The following is a 20,447-nucleotide window of genomic DNA, read 5'->3' on the forward strand; positions in this document are numbered from 1 at the left end:
AAGTGGCTAAACGCGGCGGACTGTAAATCCGCTCCTTCGGGTTCGGCAGTTCGAATCTGCCCCCCTCCACCATTTATATAGGGGCATAGTTTAAAGGTAGAACAGAGGTCTCCAAAACCTCCAGTGTGGGTTCAATTCCTACTGCCCCTGCCAATATGGCGATTGTGGCGAAGTGGTTAACGCATCGGATTGTGGTTCCGACATTCGTGGGTTCGATTCCCATCAGTCGCCCCATTTTTTTATAAATCTTGAATAATAGCTTATACTAACTATTTAATTTTAATTGTTGGGCTATAGCCAAGTGGTAAGGCAACGGACTTTGACTCCGTCATTCGTAGGTTCGAATCCTGCTAGCCCAGCCAACTTTATGCGGAAGTAGTTCAGTGGTAGAACATCACCTTGCCAAGGTGGGGGTCGCGGGTTCGAATCCCGTCTTCCGCTCCAACAAATATATTGGCGGCATAGCCAAGTGGTAAGGCAGAGGTCTGCAAAACCTTTATCACCGGTTCAAATCCGGTTGCCGCCTCCAAAATCATGCCGGTGTGGCGGAATTGGCAGACGCGCACGACTCAAAATCGTGTTCCGTAAGGAGTGTCGGTTCGACCCCGACCACCGGTATCATTAGACAGTAAGCCAAAGCTGTCAAATCAAGGTTCTCAGCATTTTATGCTGGGAGCCTTTTTTATTTTTCCTACACGACAAAAACGATGCATAATCGTGTGCAATGAATCGTGCGAATAGGAGTAGTAATAATGAGTGAAGAGACGAGATTCTATACTATGTAGAAGTTAGTTAAACAATTAATTCCTGTACTTTTCACGATCAGTACAGGAATTTTTATTTACTGCTATATTTCTTATTATATAAGCGTATGTATTAATCTTTCTCTAGTTCTCTTTTAAGTCGATTTATATATAAATCATGTATTCCCAGCTTCTCTGAAAGATATTTAACATCTTGTTTTAGTAGTTTCATTTCCTCATTAAGTTCTAATTCATTACCGACAGGTTCTTTAGTAATATTTATAATATCTTTAATAAGGCTATATCGTTCATCAAATCCCATTTGCTTAATAAGTTCCATAGCTTGATCATGTTTTTCCATGTTAAAATTCCCCCATTAATGATTAGTCCATAACGTATCCGAAATTCATCACCCTAATTTATCCATCATGGAAATTGTAACATTCTTTATTTCCAAATTAAATTCTCAAGATAGAAGAATTCCTTTATTAGTTCCTAATTTGCCCATAATAAAGTATGGAGAGGGTAGAGTTAGACAAGATAAATATGGTTAATATTCTGCATAAAGCCTATCCTTTAGTGTGAAAAGAGGTTAAGTATATAAAACTGAATGATAAAATGTCATTATAAAACATAATATCATAATTTTGTTACTTTACACTCATCCATACTCGATGAGTGTAGGAATAATACGAGGTAGCTATGTTTTAGAAAATAAGGCTAGAAGGGAATGAAGTCATGATTAAGTCTAATTCCGCTAAAAAAAGTAGAAGTAAATGAGGAGTTTTGAATAAGTACAAACGCATAGTGGCTAATGAGGTTATACCCTTACCCTATCAACAATCAATGTCCTTCCTTACAGTATAGAACGACCTGCGCTCATAGTGGCTCGATCATACGCTATCAAGCGAAACTTAAAAACCAAACCTGTCCATTTTCTAGGAAATCAAAATGGGAAACGATATCAAGCTGAACAGTTTGCATGTTTTTATAAAGGTAAGTTAGAAAAGACACCTAAAATGGAGGTATAGTAAATGACAGTCAATAAAGCAAATATGTTTCTAGAGAAAGATTTTAAGGTCGCTGAAATTGATAATCGTATATATGGTTCATTCATTGAACATTTAGGAAGAGCTGTCTATGGTGGTATTTATGAACCAAACCATCCTCAGGCTGATGAAAACGGATTTCGTAAGGATGTTCTTGAATTAGTAAAAGAATTAAGAGTGCCGTTAGTCCGATATCCTGGAGGAAATTTTGTTTCTGGATATAATTGGGAGGATGGTGTGGGGCCTAAAGAAGAACGCCCAAATCGTTTAGATTTAGCATGGCGTACTACTGAAACAAACGAAATGGGCACCAATGAATTTATGAAATGGGCTAAATTGGTGAATGCAGATGTAAATATGGCCGTTAACTTAGGAACAAGGGGGATTGATGCTGCAAGAAATCTAGTGGAATATTGCAACCATCCTGGAGGCTCCTATTATAGTGATCTACGTATCTCTCATGGTGTCAAAGAACCCTATCATATAAAGACATGGTGCCTTGGTAATGAAATGGATGGACCTTGGCAAATTGGACATAAAACTGCAGCTGAATACGGAAGAATAGCACAGGAAGCAGCAAAGGTGATGAAATGGGTAGATCCCACTATTGAATTGGTTGCATGCGGAAGTTCAAATCGCAACATGCCTACATTTGCTGATTGGGAAGCAACAGTTTTAGATTATACATATGACCATGTTGATTTTATTTCTCTTCATCAATATTATGGGAATCATGATAATGAATTATCAAATTATTTAGCGTTATCTCTAGAAATGGATGATTTCATTAAGTCCGTTATCTCCATTGCTGATTATATAAAGGCTAAAAAACGTGGTAAGAAAACGATTAATCTATCCTTCGATGAATGGAATGTTTGGTATCACAGTAATGAACAAGACAAACTGATTGAACCATGGAGCATAGCGCCTCCACAATTAGAAGACATTTATAATTTTGAAGATGCGTTATTAGTTGGCTGCATGTTGATTACTTTATTGAAGCATGCAGATCGAGTTAAAATAGCCTGTTTAGCGCAGTTAGTGAATGTTATTGCTCCTATTATGACTGAAAATAACGGACCTGCTTGGAAGCAAACCACATTTTATCCTTATATGCATACGTCAGTTTATGGGCGAGGAATATCGTTGAATCCTATTATCACTAGTGCTAAATACGATAGCAAAGACTTTACAGATGTTCCGTATTTAGAATCAACAGCGGTTTATAATGAAAGCGAAGACACTTTAACGATTTTTGCAGTAAATCGTCACCTGGAAGAAGGCTTGGAGTTAGAGGTTGATATACGTAATTTTAATGGGTATCAAGTTATAGAGCATATTGTCCTGGAAAATGAAAATATTAAACAGACCAATTCAGTCGATAAAGAGACAGTAAAACCACATTCAAATGGGAATGCAAAATGTGATAATGGCAAAATATTATCTGTTTTGCCAAAGTTGTCTTGGAATGTTATTCGTTTAGCAAAACAGAGATAATTAGAACGGCTGCCATATTTCCGGATCTAGAAAATATGGCGGATTTCTAGTTTTCCAGAAGGGACGATACACTTATTTTAAGCCTCTCAAGTATTCTAAAGTTTGGATAGTGCTTCTAGGCTTGACCATTAAAAAGTTACATCCAACAGGTTGCTTGAAAGAGCAAAAACCCTCTAAGTATCTATAAAGTTTTTGCTTCTCCCGTGATAAAGTTTTCTACCACGAACGCCGATACACCTAATGCGGTCGAATATATGCCGAGCTCTGAAAAATTAAATTGCAGTTCATTTTGAAGATAGGAAATAGCTTGGCTTTCAATCGTACTCAGGATTGGTTACTCATCCATTCCTTTACCATGGCTAACCAATTTCCGATGACATCCTGGTTAGGGTTAAAGATGTTTATAATATTATTAATACCGTATCCTAGATACTGGTCAATTTCTTCAAAGTGGCTAATAGCCGTTTCATCCCATTCTTTTGCTTTTTAATCAATGCCTCCAACGAATCTGTTTTTGCCGAGTCCAACAATGCATTTTCTGAAGCATATGATTCATAACAACCCCGACTGCCACAGCTGCATGTTTTTCCGTTTAGTTTAATGAACATATGGACCTCGCCTTAATAACCATTTTTTTCTTGATATAATTCTTTGTTCAAAATAACATCAATTCCGATTCCAGCACTGACATTTATGATGTTTTTGATAGTTCTGGCCTACACCGAATTGCTGCTCACCAAACGCACCGGAATTTACTTCGTTCTCAACTAAAAAAGGAACATTGCATAATGCCTCAAGTTCTTGTTTTAATGCGATATTAGTCCATCCTAGGTAGATAGTGCCTATAGTGCCTGATTTGTTTACAATGCCAGGGACCCCCTACACCAATTCCTGCAACACCATATTAGCTTACAGGATATAAATTCATATATATAGGGTTAGATTAAAGATAAAATTATCGATCACTTTCTATTTTTATAGTAAATATAGTGATTATTTACTATTTTTTGATTTTTCTGTAGATTACTAATGGTAATTCTGGTAATATTTAACTTGTTCACAGGTAAATTATCACTTGTTTTTTGTAACTATTTAAAACATTAATAGTTTAATTGTCGAACAATAATACTCAAAGGAGAGGAATAGAAATGACAGAAAAAGAGATTATGTTAATGAATTCAACATGTGGGGAAGGGTTAAAATCACTTGATATGAACAAAATGTCAGAGATTTATGGGGCATCTGATGTTGATCCGCGTTGGACACCGGTTGCATCAGCAGTAATTCGGTCTGTAGCCAAAAGTTCAAAGGCATGCATTGGTGGAGGTATATCTGCAATTAGTGGAATTGTAAGTTATAACAAAGACTGTTTAGGTTGATTTATTAGCTCAATGGTTTCCAATTATATAAGGAGTAATGAACAATTACTTAGATCGGAGGCAAGTCTTGTTGAGAGATACGTTTGTGAATGAGAGTCCGGTTGGACAAAGTTTAAAACAAATTAGTTTAGATGAAATGAATGTAATTTACGGTGGAACAGGTAGTGATGCAGATGTTAGGTCATCATTAGTATGCACAGCGTTAGCCTCATTCATTGGTAGTTATCTTGGATCAGCTGCATTCAAATGCGGTAAAGATAATAAATAACTAGGTAAAGGAGAAAGAGCGATTAAAGTTAGTCGCTCTTTTAACACTTGAATACTCATAAATATTAGTTGAATTGAGGAACCATAATGATTAACTTACATAAAGCTTTAACAATTGATGAAAGATATAATATTTTAGAAGACTCATCAATCACTGAAAACAATACAGCTCTATTTCGTTGGAGACAAGAGATGTCAATCATTTCTGAGCAAACTTTCAATGAATCATTAAGAGTGAAACAATATAAAAAAATTCTATTTTCGCATGCGGTCGATTATAACCCTCCTGAAGAGCTAAAAGAGAAATACACACTTGCTTCTAGAAATTCGGAATGGTACAAATTCTTTTTAGCGGGAATGGAGTTAGTTACCCCAAATGATTATAAATACAATAACTTCCTGCATTTATTACGTCCATTTTTGAAAAGTGCCTTTTTGTTATTGAATCAGTTTTTCAGTGAAAATAGATACCAATCGCTGCTAACTGAGAATGGAATGAACGATATTTTTGCGTTTTTAGAAACCGAATTGTCAGATATCGCCTATCGTACGATTGTCCTTGAACTTAACCTTGAACGAGAACAAGGTTTACTTAAAGGAGACACTCCTGAAGAAAGATTTTTGTACTTTATTAGAGGTTATAATTCTAAAGAAAAATTAAATGTATTTTATGACAAATACATAGTCTTAACTAGGCTTCTTTCAACGCGTACACAATTCTATTTGAAAAATATAAAAGAAATGATCCGTAATATTGAAGTGGATTCAGATGAAATAAAAAAAACCTTCGGTATTGACCGATTGGAAATAAATTCAATCAAATTTGGGGAAGGAGATACTCACCAACAAGGTAAAACAGTGACTGTTTTTCATTTAAAGGATGGTCCTAAACTTGTTTATAAGCCAAAGAATCTATATATAAATCATGCTTATAATCGTTTTGTCAATTGGTTGAACTCCATTGAGGAACCGAAATATAAAAAGCTGAAAACCCTACCTACTTTGTCAAAAGAAGAACATGCATATGAACAATTCATTGAGTACAAAAGTTGTCAGGATATGTTTGAAGTAGATGAATTTTATCAACGCTTTGGTCAACTAATGGCGATTATCCAGCTTTTAAATGGGACAGATATTCATATGGAAAATCTTATCTCTCATGGTTCGCATCCGATTATTGTAGATTTAGAAACACTGGTTCAACGACAAAATCCGATTTCAGGAGAAAATGAAGAATTGACCTTAAAGGAAATTCGAAATCGAACCTTTCGTCATGTAACAAGAACACTATTCTTACCAACCAATGGGGTTAAATTGGAAAAACTGGATTTAAGCGCGTTAAACGGCAGGGAAAGCGTATTGAATTATAAAGTACTCCAGCCTGTTAATGAAGGGACAGACCAACTAAAATACGATTATCTTGATTATAAGCTTAAAGGTTCGAATAATTTACCGTTTTTAGAAGCGGATTCCCTCACAGTTAATTATAAAACCTTTAAAAAAAGCATCATTGCTGGATTTGAACTTGTCTATAACATGGTCATACAAAATAAAGAAAAACTACGAGCAAGTGGTGTAATTGAAGAATTCGAGAAATTGAAGGTCAGAGTGTTATTACGGGACACTAGCCAATATGGCACGATTCTTATGCATATGCAGCATCCTGAAATGTTAACCGACATGCTTGATCGTGAAAAGGCACTTGAAAATATGTGGGCTTTTCCTTTTGCAGATAAGGAAATTATCAAGCTAGAAACCAAAGATATGATGGATAATGATATTCCGATTTTCTATAATATCACAACTGAACATGATTTAGAGGGTTCCTTGAATGATTATGTGAGAGGTTATTACGACTATACTCCGTATGACTATTTGGTATCGTCTCTTGATGAATTATCTCATGAGGAATTAAAAAGGCAGCTTTCAATCATTTCTTTGAGCTTTGGAGACTTTTCTACTACTAAAAGAGAGTTTAATAAAGGTCTATTAGGTTTTTCTGAACCTTTAATACATATTAATGGTTCAGTTGATAAAAGTGAATTTTTGCAAGAGGCCGTGAAAATTGCTGACCGGATCATGGAGAAATCAATCAATATTGATAAGGTTAATTGGATTATCCCTTACAATGTTTCCGAAAATGAATGGTCGTTAAATCCGATGAATGACGATTTTTATAATGGGATTGCAGGGATGTATCTCTACTTTAACCAAATGTATAACGTGACGAATGACACTAAATATAAGATATTTTACCAAAAAATTCTAAATCAATGCGAACCAAATTTGAATTTTGAGGCTAAGTTAGGGCTCACAGGTTATCCGGGATATTTACATGCCTTTTCATTAATCGATGATTATGCTGAAGATAAAATTAAGATTTACAAATATATCAATGATTATTGTATGAGAATAGAGGAAATTATCGATGAAAATTCGGAATCGGTTCAGGAATACGATTTTATCAATGGTGTGGCGAGCCTGATTAATTCCTTGGTCCGACTACACACTAAAACTCTAATTCCAAAATATGTTGAGCTTGCGATGAAATACGCAGATTTAGTCATCGAGAACTATGAGATAAAAGAGGATAACAGTTTTGGTCACGGAAATTTAGGGATAGGCATTTCCATTATGAAACTAGCCAAGCTAACTCGAGTGAAGAAGCATGAAGAATATGCACAGAAATTAATTCAATCCAGTCCCATTGCTTTAGAACATTTTAATAACAAACAACATTGGTGTACCGGTGCACTAGGAACCGTTATCGGTTTAAGAGAGTTAAATACGTTCTTGGATGCAGATGTACTTGTTGAAGAAATAGCTAAACTTCAAAGTGAATTGCAGAAGGAAGCATTTTTGAATAATGACAGTCTGTGTCATGGAAATATGGGGATTACAGATTTGTTTTTATCTTCCTCTGATCCTCGGGACATAGAATTGGCTAGAAAAATTGGCTTAACCATAAAGAACTTAAAAGAGGCCAATGGCTGCTACAAACTAATGGATACGGAAGAATATCCTGATGTAACATTGTTTACTGGTCTTGCTGGGGTAGGTTATCAATATTTACGTTTATTCAGCCCAAGAAAGGTTCCATCCGTATTATCTTAAAGAGGGTGAGGGTGATAAGTCATGAAGAAAAAGGTTTTTGTGTATATAGGATCACGTAATCCGGAATCAAGGCTCTACCAAAATACGTATGAAATACTCGAAAATTTCAAAAAGAAGGCAGAAGGGAAAATTGAATTAATGATTGAGCTTTATTCGCCATTAAATTCTCATTTAAATCCTTCTACTGGTTGCAAGGGCTGTTTTAACCATGGGAAATGTCCAAGTGAACTAACGGCTGAAGATGCTGGGGCGGAGATTAAGCAGAAGATGAGTGAAGCAGATATTGTGATTTTAGCCAGCCCGGTATACGCCCATAATGTTTCTTCAGATATGAAGGTACTAGTGGATCGCTTGTCCTATTGGAGCCATTTATATAAATTGGCGAAAAAGGTCGGGATCGTAATTACAACAGCCGAAAGTAATGGCTCCCACTTTGTTTCGGATTATTTAGATAAAACCTTAACTTTTATGGGTGCTTCCGTTTTATATAAAGCTAACTTCATTAATTCAGAAAATTTTTTACGGGCAGCGTATATCGAGGAAACAGTTGATGCCTTACTCATTGCTTGTGACGAAAACTACGAATGTAAGCCTACGAATCAACAAGAAACAACCTTCAATACATTGAAAATGGTATTGACTGGCTATGCTAAGGACCACTTTGAATACAGATACTGGGATGAAAATAGACTATTTGAATGTGAAACACTTGAAGAATATTTTAGAAAATATGCCTAACATAAAATATTTAGTTCTTCACCCATTATTCTGTGTGGTTTGTCTAGTTTTCTTATTAGCCTTTCTGTATTTAGTGACAGCTGACACCCTTTATTTATTAATTGGTCAAATAGCAGTTATGCTCATTATTACGATTGGCTTCCACGAACTGGGGCATTGGCTGTTTGGTACCTTATTGAATATGAAATTTAATTTCCTCGCGTTTTTATTTGTCTTGCTGACGAAAAGAGAGGGAAAAATAAGATGTGAGTTAAACAACAGCCTGCCGCTTTCTTTTGGAGTGACGAAAATGTATTTTGATGACAGCCTGTATGAAGGTAAGATTAGGAAAAGAAAAATCTGGTATTATGCTGGCGGACCATTAGTAAATCTTTTCTTGCTTACCGTGTCTTCTTTTTTATACGTCATGTTGGACTGGGAGAAAGGGAGTTTCAGTGATGTATTGCCTTATTTCATCATTCTGAATTTCATGATCTTAGTTGCCACTGTGATTCCATTTGAAGGAACAGACGGGTGGAATATTCTGCGAATTGCCAAACAAACAGATGAGGAGGTAAGAAGCGATAGTCAGTTACAATCATTCTATCACAGCCCCATCCAACAACTTACAACTCAAGACATTCTCTGGTTGAAGATGAAAATGGAAGATACTTCTAAGCCTGATGATGTCTTTAGTATAACGCTTCTGCTACTGCATTATTATCTGGCTACCCATCGTCCAGAGAAAGGGAATAAAGCCCTTCAAGCTGGGCTTGATAAAATTGAGGTAGGAAAGGAACAGGAGTTGCTAAGACAGATTCTTAATTTTTATAAAACATTAGTGGAATTCTATATGAACGAGAAACTCTCAGATAATGGTTACCAAGAACTGCAGAAGATTACCTTTTGGTATGGTGAGGCTTTTTATACGATAGCCCAGGCAATCATACAAGAACAAAATAACAAGAATGGACAAATGGTAGCAGAGCTTGAAAAGGGCTTATCAAAAACAGGCGAGTTATTAGATCCGAATCAACAAGAAATTCTTAGGATTGTCCTAACCTCAATCGGTAAAGTGAGATGATAATATGAATAAGGTAAATTTTATTCAACAAATGGAATTCAGTGAATGTGGATTGGCTTGTATGGCGATGTTACTTAACTTTTACAATCATCAGATAAGTTTAAATGAATTGCGCGATGAATTCCCCTCTCCTCGTGGAGGCTACTCATTTTTAAACTTGGTTCAAATCGCTACGAAAAAAAAGATGGAAGCACAAGCCTATCAGGTGAATATTGAGCAAATCCATTCTCTGAACCTACCTGTCATTCTCCATTGGGAAGATACTCATTTTGTGATTTTAGAAAAAGTGACGAAAAAGCATTATAGGATTGTCGATCCTGCTAAAGGAAAGATGAAGCTGTCACAGGATGAATTTCAAAGAAAGTTTACAGGATATGCCTTGACCGTAACGCCATCAACTGCATTTGTTGAGCGAAAGAAACAGGAAAAGAACATCATTTTTCAGTATTTAAAAAAACATAAAAACCTTTTGTTCGGTATCTTACTTCTCACTTTATTCTTGCAGGGAGTCATGATTACCGTTCCCCTTTTTACAAAATGGTTTACGGATTCTATTCTTATTCAAAAGGATAAATCCATGTTTGCTATGACAGGATTAATGGTAATAGGTATCTTTTTTTCTTACCTATTGTTAACGAGTTTAAGAGTTTGGATCTTGTCTCGCACGGAAACAATTTTAGATCGTTCGATTATGTCTGATTTTATGAGTAAGCTAGTTCATCTTCCTTTTTCCTTTTTTGACAATAGGACGAGTGGGGATATTATTTTCAGAACGAATTCTAATTTTTATATTCGCGATATCTTATCGACTATATTAATTACCGTATTTATCGATGTTTTACTTATTATCACCTATTCAATTATTATGTTCATTTTCTCTCCGAAACTTACGGTGCTGCTCTTATTTTTAACTATAGTCCTAATTATCGCTTTGTTTTTCAACAGCAAGGTGATTCGCAATCTGGTAGATAGGAATATTAAGGATAAAGTAAAAGTTCAGTCACTAGTCACGGAGTTCGTACATAATTCTTTGGATGTAAAAGTACTCGGAATCGAGAACCAACTATTCAACAAGTGGAAAACTAACTATCAAACTCAATTAATGAGCACGCAAAAACTGAATATCTGGGAAGGGATGATTCATACAGTCACCTCATCCATCCAAGTGATCATACCTCTTGTCATTCTTTGGATAGGAAGCAGGATGCTGATGAATAACGAACTGACGATAGGAACCATTATTGCTTTTAGTTCAATTGCCACCGCCTTTATTACACCTGTTGTTTCTTTGGGTAATCATTATACACAAATTGTGTCAATAAAGTCGTATTTTAGTAGAATAGAAGATGTGCTCAAGACTAAGGAAGAACAAGTTGAAAAAGATTATTTATTGAAAGTTAATAAGGTAGCAGGAAAAGTAGAATTCATAAATGTGGATTTTAACTATAATGTTTTCGGTGAAAAAATAGTAGATAAAATTTCATTTTCGATACAACCTGGGGAAACCGTTGCTATTGTAGGACCTTCAGGGTCTGGTAAAAGCACGATTGCCAAATTGCTTTTAGGATTGCATAAAACTTCCGGTGGAAAAATCTTAATCGATGATGTCCCAATCGAGAAGTACCACTTATCTTCATTGCGAAGCGCAGTGGGATCCGTTTTACAGGAGGCACAGCTATTTAATGGAACGATAAAAGAAAACATAATGATGAACGCAGATGTCTCTCAGGAGCAAGTAGAAGAAGCCGCAAAAATGGCTGCAATCTATGAGGATATCATGTCTACACCGCTTAAATTTGAAACGATCATTTCTGAAGGAGGAGGTAATTTATCAGGGGGGCAAAGACAGCGGATGATTATTGCTCGTGCCCTGTTAAACAAGCCTGGATTAATCGTTTTAGATGAAGCGACCAGTAATCTAGACAATATTACCGAACAGAAAATAAAAAGCTCCATAGACCAATTTAAAAGCAGTAAATTAGTTATTGCTCACCGGTTGGATACAATCATCAATGCTGATAAAATAATTGTTTTGAACCAGGGTGTCATTGTTGAAATGGGAAATCATGAATCTCTAATTAGCCAAAGAGGATATTATTATCATTTATATAATGAAAAGGGAGGACAAAATGAAGAAAAAAATTGCGACACTCTCGTTCATATTAACACTTAGCTTTGGAGCAGGTGTAACTATACATGCTGAAGAGCGAGAAAAGACCGAAAAGACCATCTTATTCAAAGAAAATATTTCTGAAAAGGAAATTGATATATTTATTAAAAAAAACAATTTAGAGGTTAGATATGACGTACCAGAAATTAATTTACTGAGTGTAAAGAGTATATCTGATAAACAATCCGACGTATTGGAAGAATCTCCGATTATTGAGGAAGTCTATTCTTCATCTATAGTAAAGTCTACAAAAGATACTGAATCTCTACAAAATGAGTATGATGATTTAGTCTGGAATATGCAGTGGGATATGCAGAAAGTGACAGGAAACAAGAAAAGCTTTAAAATGCAAAAGGCCGACAAAAGTACGATTATAGCTATTGTCGATTCTGGGATTACTTCTAATCATCCGGATTTAGTTGGTAGTTTAGTAAAAGGGTCAAAAAATATGGTTCCTAAGAATGGTTACAATGGCACAGAGCCATATGAAACTGGTGATATTCAAGATTTTAAAGATAAAATGGGCCATGGGACTGGGGTTGCAGGTCAAATTACAGCAAATGGTGTGATGAAGGGCGCAGCACCAGGAATCGGTGTTCGTGCGTATCGAGTGTTTGGTTTGAAGTCGGCCAAAACAGAGTGGATCTTAAAAGCTATAATCGAAGCTTCAAAAGATGATGCCGATATCATTAACTTAAGTTTAGGCGAATATATGCTCATTTCCGGAAAATATAGTAATGGTCAGAATGACCAGTCTGAATATAAGGCTTATAAAAGAGCCATTAAATATGCATATAAAAAGGGAAGCATTGTCGTTGCAGCAGTAGGAAATGATGGGGTTGATGTAACTAATAGAAAAGAAATAGGTAATCTTTATCAAGATCTGTTAGTAGATGACTCAATTTACGGAAATCCGAAGGTTGTAGATATGCCTGCAAGTATTTCCGAGGTCGTATCTGTAGGTTCAACAGGACCAACGGGAGAAAGGTCGATTTTTAGTAATTATGGGAAGCATTTTATTGATGTTTACGCACCTGGCGGAGATTTTAGGTATTTAAATACGTATGGACAAGAAGAGTGGATTAACGGTGGATGGTTTGAGAAGGAATTTGTTTTAACAACGTCCATTGACGGAACGTATTATTATGATGCAGGGGTTTCATATGCAGCTCCAAAGGTTTCTGCGGCTTTAGGTTTGGTCATTAGTAAATATAAGTGGGAGGACCGTCCATATAAGACATTACACCATTTAAAAAAACATGGGAAGGAATTAAATATTCCAAAACTGTTAGCTAAATAGTAGTACTGTTTTGGATTTTCTTCTATTAATTGGATATTTATGTTTACATTTAATAGTCGCCGCCAAAAATCTTGCTAAAAGATCAACCAGAGGTATCAGGTTGGTCTTTTTATTTTTCTAGAAGTGAGCCATATCCTTTTGGATTAACGAACTTAAAGCAGGATGGGGAGACCTAGAAGGCCTGGCTAAGTAATCCTTATTATAGACGTGAAATACCTGTGAACACTTAGAAGTTACCAATTATTTCTAATGCAGGTCAAGTGCTCAATAATATATTTGACCGTTATCAATGAAAATTTGGAAAATGATAGGGTCGTTTACATGTCCTTGGTTACGATGATGTTAGAGGTCGGAGGATAATAGTCTCCTACATTTTGACTGTGTAAGTCAACAAATAATAATAGAGATAATAAGATAAGGTATACAACAAGTTAACTTTACGCAAATATGTCATTATGTTACATTAATGGAAAGTATACTTTACATTTTGAAAGGGTGATTAGTTGAAAAATAGGTTGGAGGAAATTGGGAGAAAGCAAGGTATTAAACAAGAGGAATTAGCTGAGGTCTTGGAGATTACTAGACAAACAATAGGCTCGTTGGAAAATGGAAGATATAATCCATCCATCCTCTTAGCTTTTAAAATTCACGTTATTTCAATTTAAGTATTGAGGACATTTTTATATATGAGGTGGAAATAAATGGATAATAAACTTCACTGGTTATTAACGATTGTTGGCTGTGGGTTATTGATAATTGGGATTGTCATTGAATTGACTCAACCGAAGGAATTTATTACAGTGTTTACTCGACCAGATTTAGTTCCGTTTGCTATGTTATTTAGTGGGGTGCTGCTAGCTCTCATAGGGTTTACCGAGATACTAGATGCGAAACGAAAAACAAAGTTGCAACAAATAGAGGAAAATGATGAAAGGAATATTAAATTGAAACAATATGCGAAATCAAAAGCATTTGATTTTATGTCTTCATTATTTGGGATAGGACTATTACTATTGGCGATCTTTGGTTTAATAAACAAACTTTCCTTCTTTTTTATAGTCAGCTTGTATTTAGTTGTTCAAATTTATTACCTTTATCAGCAATCAGTTATAAAGAAATTAATATAGTGATGTCCAAACGAAAATTATCTGTTTTACCCAAGTTGTCCTGGGATGACATCTGTTTAGAAAAAGAGAGTAGGATAAGCGGCTTCCATATTTAGAATATGGAGGCTTTTCTAATAGGTTAAAGAGAACAATTTGACTTTTATACTCTTCTTTCCCCCGAATAATCTGTTACCCAAGAGAAATATCCGAGTCCGATAATATTCCATGTTTATTTGTGGAATACTTTTCTTATGGATACAGTTTGTTAGGAGGATTTTGATGGATGAACTAAAAAGAGAAAGTCTTCAATTAGAGAAAATAAGTCCGTTCGAATTAAAAGATAAACTCATTGATCTCGCTAAAGGAAAAAAGAGAATGACTAGAGCAATGCTGGATGCGGGCCGTGGTAATCCTAATTGGATTGCAGCTACTCCTAGAGAAGCTTTTTTCACACTTGGTCAATTTGCTATCACTGAATCAAGACGCATATGGGATGAAGGTGATTTAGCTGGCATGCCTAGTCGGATAGGAATAGCAGAACGTTTTCATCAATATGTAGAGGAAAATCAGCAAGCGCCAGGGATCCAATTACTAAAAGAAATCATTGATTACGGCATCACCATTAAAAAGTTTGAACCAGATACATGGATCTATGAATTAGTAGATGGGATTATTGGCGATAATTATCCAAATCCGGATCGAATGCTTGTTAGAACTGAACAAGTTGTGCTTGATTTTTTTATAAAAGAGTTGTGTGGTGAAAATACATCATCTGGTCCGTTTGATTTATTTGCTGTTGAAGGGGCGACAGCAGCCATGTGCTATGTATTCGATACGTTATATAAAAATTACTTACTGCCTAAAGGCTCAAAAATTGCAGTGATGGTTCCGATTTTTCCACCGTATATCGAGATTCCAGAACTTCCTAGGAATGATTACGAGCTTGTAAAAATTGAAGCATCTGCATTAGACAATGAAGGACAGCATACATGGCAATATCCAGTTGAGGAATTAGAAAAGTTAAAGGATAAGGATATTAAAGCACTCTTTTTAGTAAATCCGAGCAATCCGCCCTCCGTTTCAATGAATAAGGAATCCATTGAACAGATTATTCGAATTGTAAATCATGATAACCCAAATCTTATTATTATTTCAGATGATGTGTACGGCACTTTTGTTGAAGGTTTCCGCTCTCTAATTGTCGATTTACCATCCAATACAATTGGAGTGTATTCATTTTCAAAATACTTTGGTGTGACGGGTTGGCGATTGGGGATAATTGCCATAAATCAATCCAATATCTTTGATAAATTAATGAATGAGTTACCAGAAGAAGAGAAAGGTATTCTCAATAAAAGGTATGCTACCCTTACACCGGATCCAGATAATCTCAAGTTTATAGATCGAATAGTGGCAGATAGTAGAGATGTTGCGATGAACCACACAGCTGGATTATCTACTCCTCAACAAGTACAAATGGCGTTGTTCTCAATATTCTCCATGCTCGATACGAGAAATGAATATAAGCAAAAAACAATGGAGATTTTACATCGAAGAATGAATTTATTATACGAAGGATTAGGTTTACCTAAGAAACATTTGCCTAACGACGCAGATTATTATACAGAGATTGATTTGGAAATCTGGTGTAATCATCATTTTGAGAAAGGGTTTTTTGATTACCTGAAAGAGAATTATAAACCGGTTGATATTTTATACCGCTTAGCAGAAAAATCATCCATTGTCTTATTAAGTGGGGAAGGGTTTTTAGCACCAGTGTGGTCCATTCGCGTATCTCTTGCTAATTTAAATGATAAAGACTACACACATATTGGCCAAGAATTAAAAAATGTACTAGATGATTATGTAGTTGAATGGAAAGGGAAAATGGGCAATCATTAATTTTACATTTAAAGAAGCGAACTATATGTACAAGATACTTTTAAAAACTATTTTTAAATAATAATGTAGAACAAGCTTTGTTACAAAATTTATGTAGCAAAGCTTTTTTCTTTGTATTATTTCATGTATTCTCAATGACAATACCCATATTTTACTCCTTTACCCAATTAAAACTTTAAAGTATCTTACACCTCTTATTTACAATATTAGAAGATGAATATATAATTATAAATTATTGTAGAATAACAATTTGTTGGAACAGGAGAGTAGAGAATGGAGCTAATAGGGATCATTATTATAATAATTGGATTTGCCTTAAAGTTAGATACTATTGCAGTAGTAGTAGCAGCGGGTATTTCTACTGGACTAGTGGCAAATATGAATATCGTAGAAATACTCAATACACTTGGAGAAGCATTTGTATCAAATAGAGTAACTTGTTTATTTTTGATAACCATTCCTGTTATTGGGTTGAGTGAAAGATATGGATTAAAAGCAAAGGCAGTTATGCTTATTAAGAAAGCAAGCAGCTTATCGGCAGGAAAATTACTAAGTGGTTACACATTAATAAGAGAAATAACAATTGGTATGGGGGTAACACTTGGTGGCCACCCACAATTTGTTAGACCTTTAGTAAGCCCGATGGCAGAAGGTGCAGCCGTTGCTAAGTATGGAGATCAAGTCGACGAAAAAGATATTGAAAAAATAAAATCGTACTCAGCAGCATCTGATAATATCGGTAATTTCTTTGCGCAAAATGTATTTATTGCAAATTCAGGTGTACTTTTAATTGCTTCTACATTGGAAGGTCTCGGCATGCAGGTAGACACACTTGAAGTAGCGAAAGTTGCAATACCAATTGCGGCTATTGCATTTATATTCTGGACTGCTCAAAATATATTATTCGATAGAAAAATGAAGCAAAAGTATTCTAGTGAAAATATGGAGAAGGACGAGGTGACCAATAATGAATATAGCGCAACTCTCTAATATTTTATTAGAAACATTTTATATCATGATCGGTTTATTCATGGGAGTTACCATGGTGTTTACCTTAAAGGATAAAAACCACAAAACAAGAATCGGTACAGCTATGTTTTGGGGGATATTAGCGGTTATTTTCATACTGGGAAACTATATTCCAAGTACGATAGTAGGTATTTTAGTAGTTGTTATCGCAGTATTGTCGGCAACTAAGCAAATAAATATTGGAACGTTAAAACAATTAGAAGAGACATTTGCGCACTTAAAAGCAGAAAAATTAGGCTTGAAAATTTTCATTCCATCGCTGTCTATCGCAGTTATAGCTATGCTTGTGGCTCAATTTACAAGTTTCCCTGGAACTGTAGCGATTGGTATAGCATCCGCATTTGCTTTAATATTTACGTTTGTCTTAACTAAGGCGACTTCTAAAGAGCTATTAGAGGATACTAATAGAATGTATCAATCAATCGGATCATTTGCTATTCTACCTCAATTATTAGCTTCATTAGGGGTATTATTTACGACTGCAGGTGTAGGTGATAAGATCGCCTCTATTATTTCAAATGTTATCCCAACAGGTAATGCATTTATAGGTGTAGCAACTTATTGCGTAGGTATGGCTATCTTTACAGCTATCATGGGTAATGCATTTGCTGCATTTGCGGTAATAACTGCTGGAATTGGTGTACCGTTTGTATTTGCTATTGGCGGAGATCCTCTTATCTGTGGAACTCTAGCATTAACAGCTGGATACTGTGGAACATTATTAACACCGATGGCTGCCAACTTCAATATGTTACCAGCCGCATTGCTTGAACTTAAAGATAAGAATTCAGTCATAAAAGCTCAAGCTCCAATCGCTTTAACATTATTAGTTGTTCATATAGTTATGATGTATTTTTGGGGCTTTTAAGATAAAAAACGTACAATAGGAGAATAAGTGATGAAAGTATTACTAACGGGGTTTGATGCATTTGGAGGAGAACCAGTAAACCCGGCTGAAGAAGCTGTTAAAATGGTGAGCAATCAAATAGCCGGAGCTGATGTTATTAAAGTCATTATACCTACGGTTCAAACTAAATCTGTTAAAGCTATAGAGAATGCTATAGAGCAGCACAAGCCTGATATTGTCATATCGGTAGGTCAGGCAGGAGGACGGTTTGATATCACTCCTGAAAGAGTTGCTATTAATCTGGATGATTATCGAATTAAAGATAATGAAGGAAATCAACCAATCGATACAGTTATTGAATCAGATGGCCAACCAGCTTATTTTTCAAATTTACCAGTAAAAGCTATGGTTAAGCATATGAATGAACATAACATCCCGGCAACGGTATCAAATACAGCCGGAACATTTGTATGTAACCATGTTATGTACGGAATTCTGTATATGATTGATAAGAAGTATCCGAATATAAAAGGTGGATTTATTCACATTCCATATATGACTTCACAAGTGATGGATAAGAAAAATACTCCGTTTATGTCTTTAAATGATATTGTTAAAGGCTTAGAATTGGCTATTGAAGCTTGCGTTATCTATGACGAAGACATAAAAGCAATCGGCGGAGAGATTTGTTAATGAAACGGATCAATCTTTTTGTTTATGGAAGTTTAAGAGAAGGGTTTTTCAATTATAATAAGTATTTAGCTAATAAGGTTATTGAGAGAAAAGAAGCCAAGTTAGAAAATATGAAATTATATCATATGCCATATAAAGGATACCCTGCTATTACACCTGGTGAAGATGTAGTATTAGGGGAAATAATGGTCATTAACGAAGATTGTTATGAGGATACTATGAAGGCAATGGATGCAATGGAGGGATTTATCAGTGAAAATAATCCCGAAAATGAATACAATAAAGTTACTCTCGAAGTAGAAAATCTTCATACCAAACAAACAGAAAAATGCTTTGTTTATTTCTATAATAAAGACAAAGATATGTTTTTTGACAGTAATGCCATTTATATTCCGCATGGTGATTGGAAAATATATATGGTTGACGGAAATTTACAAAAAGATCTACCGAATAGAAAGATTATGGTAGGAATAGAGGAAAATGAAATGCGAGAGAGCTATGTTTTAAGCTAAGATCTCGCTTGAAAAATACTGATAGTTTATTTTAATTTATTTATAAGATTAAACAGCTGTATAGATGCAGCTGTTTTCTTTTTGTGATTTATCCTCAATATGCAAGCCCTTTTGTTGTAATCAGAAGGGCAAGTTTTGTGACAGGTATTGAATTATTATAGGGGTTATGATCTATCATTGTCTTCAGTTATTACCTTGTTTCTAGGATATAAAATAACAATGAAAAGAATAATTCCAGCAGCGATCCAGATAGACGTATTCCCCATATGGATACTGGTATAGGTCCCGATTAAGGCACCGGATATAAAGGAGAGGATAATAGCAGCAAACCCTTTAAATTTTCGCATTGAATCCGAATTGTGTTCTACGAATGCACCGTAAAAAGCCGAAGAAGCGGTTCTTAAATTTCCGGTTGTGATGGTCGAATTATAGCTCCAATTTTCCAGTTTGTTAAAGGTGGCAATTTGCAGAGAGGATACAAAGGCAATGCTCATCGTGACAATCATATTGGGAACACTTCCTGGTAACCAACCAACAATAAATAAAATGGCACATTCCAATAATAAAACAGCTCGTCTGTGCATCTCGTGTTTATCTTTTATGTATTCGGCTGTTAAAACTCCGGCAATGAAAGCTAAGAAAGGTGGAACATTTTGTATGGCTGCTCCATATTTTGTACTGGCTGCTCTCACTGCAAATAGAACAGTATTTCCTGTTTGTGCTGTCGCAAATACTCCGTCTCTTGTCACGTATGTATAAGCATCTAAAAATCCACCCACTAAGGCCAGAATCATTCCCATGGTTAAAGAATTAGCTGATAATGAGAAAAAATTTCTTATTCTGTGTTTCATAGTTGTCTCCTTACTACAGGCCCACTTTTAGGTAAGATTCCACATATCAAGGTGGATTATTCACAGACTTATCAAGAAATCCTTAAAGCTAAACCTGAAAATACGTACATGAGGAAACAGATGCAATATGTTAACTGTTACTAATGACATGAAATGACTTTATCACGGGCTGTTAGGCTATTTTGTT

19 protein-coding genes and 6 tRNA genes are annotated in these 20,447 nt (G+C 35.4%); 21 read left to right on the plus strand and 4 right to left on the minus strand.

The genetic code is table 11. The features are described from left to right. Positions 1-79 precede the first annotated feature (79 nt). The 6 genes from AC58NB_RS14535 to AC58NB_RS14560 all read left to right on the plus strand — a co-directional run bounded on the left by AC58NB_RS14535 (position 80) and on the right by AC58NB_RS14560 (position 618). Positions 80-153 (plus strand) — tRNA-Trp (locus tag AC58NB_RS14535). A gap of 5 nt (positions 154-158) precedes the next feature. Continuing rightward, positions 159-234 (plus strand) — tRNA-His (locus AC58NB_RS14540). A 53-nt stretch (positions 235-287) separates the two neighbouring features. Continuing rightward, a tRNA-Gln gene (locus AC58NB_RS14545) sits at positions 288-362 on the plus strand. 7 nt (positions 363-369) lie between these two features. Further along, positions 370-444 (plus strand) — tRNA-Gly (locus AC58NB_RS14550). Positions 445-455: 11 nt separating this feature from the next. Beyond that, positions 456-529 (plus strand) — tRNA-Cys (locus tag AC58NB_RS14555). Between the two features lie 7 nt (positions 530-536). After that, positions 537-618: transfer RNA gene (locus tag AC58NB_RS14560), tRNA-Leu, on the plus strand. Positions 619-876: 258 nt separating this feature from the next. Here AC58NB_RS14560 and AC58NB_RS14565 read toward each other — a convergent pair. Next, complete coding sequence (locus AC58NB_RS14565; RefSeq protein WP_497427550.1) at positions 877-1,104, minus strand: hypothetical protein; 228 nt, start codon at positions 1,102-1,104, stop codon at positions 877-879. Positions 1,105-1,777: 673 nt separating this feature from the next. Between AC58NB_RS14565 and arfA the strand changes: the two genes are divergently transcribed. Further along, positions 1,778-3,289 (plus strand): arabinosylfuranosidase ArfA, encoded by a 1,512-nt coding sequence (gene arfA, locus AC58NB_RS14570; protein WP_497427551.1) that lies wholly within the window; start codon positions 1,778-1,780, stop codon positions 3,287-3,289. Positions 3,290-3,714: 425 nt separating this feature from the next. On the opposite strand, the gene AC58NB_RS14575 is transcribed toward arfA, so the two are convergent. Beyond that, positions 3,715-3,897, minus strand: a complete 183-nt coding sequence (locus AC58NB_RS14575) for an ROK family protein (protein ID WP_497427552.1) — start codon at positions 3,895-3,897, stop codon at positions 3,715-3,717. Positions 3,898-3,955: 58 nt separating this feature from the next. Next, positions 3,956-4,156, minus strand: a complete 201-nt coding sequence (locus tag AC58NB_RS14580; protein ID WP_497427619.1) for an ROK family protein — start codon at positions 4,154-4,156, stop codon at positions 3,956-3,958. A gap of 281 nt (positions 4,157-4,437) precedes the next feature. On the opposite strand from AC58NB_RS14580, the gene AC58NB_RS14585 reads away from it, so the two are divergent. From AC58NB_RS14585 to AC58NB_RS14650, 14 genes are all read left to right on the plus strand, one after another. Beyond that, complete coding sequence (locus AC58NB_RS14585) at positions 4,438-4,668, plus strand: lichenicidin A2 family type 2 lantibiotic (protein WP_497427553.1); 231 nt, start codon at positions 4,438-4,440, stop codon at positions 4,666-4,668. A 67-nt stretch (positions 4,669-4,735) separates the two neighbouring features. Beyond that, positions 4,736-4,936, plus strand: coding sequence for a lichenicidin A2 family type 2 lantibiotic (locus AC58NB_RS14590; protein WP_497427554.1), 201 nt, complete (start codon positions 4,736-4,738; stop codon positions 4,934-4,936). Positions 4,937-5,022: 86 nt separating this feature from the next. Further along, the gene (locus AC58NB_RS14595) at positions 5,023-8,049 is read left to right on the plus strand and encodes a type 2 lanthipeptide synthetase LanM family protein (protein WP_497427555.1); all 3,027 of its coding nucleotides are present in this window, start codon (positions 5,023-5,025) and stop codon (positions 8,047-8,049) included. A gap of 21 nt (positions 8,050-8,070) precedes the next feature. Further along, complete coding sequence (locus AC58NB_RS14600) at positions 8,071-8,787, plus strand: flavodoxin family protein (protein WP_497427556.1); 717 nt, start codon at positions 8,071-8,073, stop codon at positions 8,785-8,787. Further along, positions 8,780-9,850, plus strand: a complete 1,071-nt coding sequence (locus AC58NB_RS14605) for a M50 family metallopeptidase (RefSeq protein WP_497427557.1) — start codon at positions 8,780-8,782, stop codon at positions 9,848-9,850. The genes AC58NB_RS14600 and AC58NB_RS14605 overlap by 8 nt, the downstream gene beginning before the upstream one ends. A 4-nt stretch (positions 9,851-9,854) precedes the next feature. Further along, the gene (locus AC58NB_RS14610) at positions 9,855-12,023 is read left to right on the plus strand and encodes a peptidase domain-containing ABC transporter (protein ID WP_497427558.1); all 2,169 of its coding nucleotides are present in this window, start codon (positions 9,855-9,857) and stop codon (positions 12,021-12,023) included. Next, positions 11,980-13,320, plus strand: coding sequence for a S8 family peptidase (locus AC58NB_RS14615; RefSeq protein ID WP_497427559.1), 1,341 nt, complete (start codon positions 11,980-11,982; stop codon positions 13,318-13,320). Before AC58NB_RS14610 ends, AC58NB_RS14615 begins: the two co-directional genes overlap by 44 nt. Before the next feature lie 503 nt (positions 13,321-13,823). Next, positions 13,824-13,985, plus strand: a complete 162-nt coding sequence (locus tag AC58NB_RS14620; protein ID WP_497427560.1) for a helix-turn-helix transcriptional regulator — start codon at positions 13,824-13,826, stop codon at positions 13,983-13,985. A 36-nt stretch (positions 13,986-14,021) separates the two neighbouring features. Continuing rightward, a complete protein-coding gene (locus tag AC58NB_RS14625) occupies positions 14,022-14,447 on the plus strand; it encodes a hypothetical protein (RefSeq protein ID WP_497427561.1) in 426 nt (141 codons plus the stop codon). 258 nt (positions 14,448-14,705) lie between these two features. Then, positions 14,706-16,328, plus strand: coding sequence for an aspartate 4-decarboxylase (gene aspD, locus AC58NB_RS14630; RefSeq protein ID WP_497427562.1), 1,623 nt, complete (start codon positions 14,706-14,708; stop codon positions 16,326-16,328). Between the two features lie 273 nt (positions 16,329-16,601). Further along, positions 16,602-17,318 carry a DUF969 domain-containing protein gene (locus AC58NB_RS14635; RefSeq protein WP_497427563.1) on the plus strand — a complete coding sequence of 239 codons (717 nt, stop codon included), beginning with the start codon at positions 16,602-16,604 and terminating at the stop codon, positions 17,316-17,318. Further along, the gene (locus AC58NB_RS14640) at positions 17,296-18,225 is read left to right on the plus strand and encodes a DUF979 domain-containing protein (RefSeq protein WP_497427564.1); all 930 of its coding nucleotides are present in this window, start codon (positions 17,296-17,298) and stop codon (positions 18,223-18,225) included. Before AC58NB_RS14635 ends, AC58NB_RS14640 begins: the two co-directional genes overlap by 23 nt. A gap of 30 nt (positions 18,226-18,255) precedes the next feature. After that, a complete protein-coding gene (gene pcp / locus AC58NB_RS14645; RefSeq protein ID WP_497427565.1) occupies positions 18,256-18,897 on the plus strand; it encodes a pyroglutamyl-peptidase I in 642 nt (213 codons plus the stop codon). Continuing rightward, positions 18,897-19,409 carry a gamma-glutamylcyclotransferase family protein gene (locus AC58NB_RS14650; RefSeq protein WP_497427566.1) on the plus strand — a complete coding sequence of 171 codons (513 nt, stop codon included), beginning with the start codon at positions 18,897-18,899 and terminating at the stop codon, positions 19,407-19,409. The genes pcp and AC58NB_RS14650 overlap by 1 nt, the downstream gene beginning before the upstream one ends. Positions 19,410-19,573: 164 nt before the next feature. Here the strand turns inward: AC58NB_RS14650 and AC58NB_RS14655 are convergent, their stop codons facing one another. Next, the gene (locus tag AC58NB_RS14655; protein WP_497427567.1) at positions 19,574-20,260 is read right to left on the minus strand and encodes a YoaK family protein; all 687 of its coding nucleotides are present in this window, start codon (positions 20,258-20,260) and stop codon (positions 19,574-19,576) included. Between the last annotated feature and the right edge of the window lie 187 nt (positions 20,261-20,447).

This window comes from Pradoshia sp. TA40_28 (genome assembly GCF_059694525.1).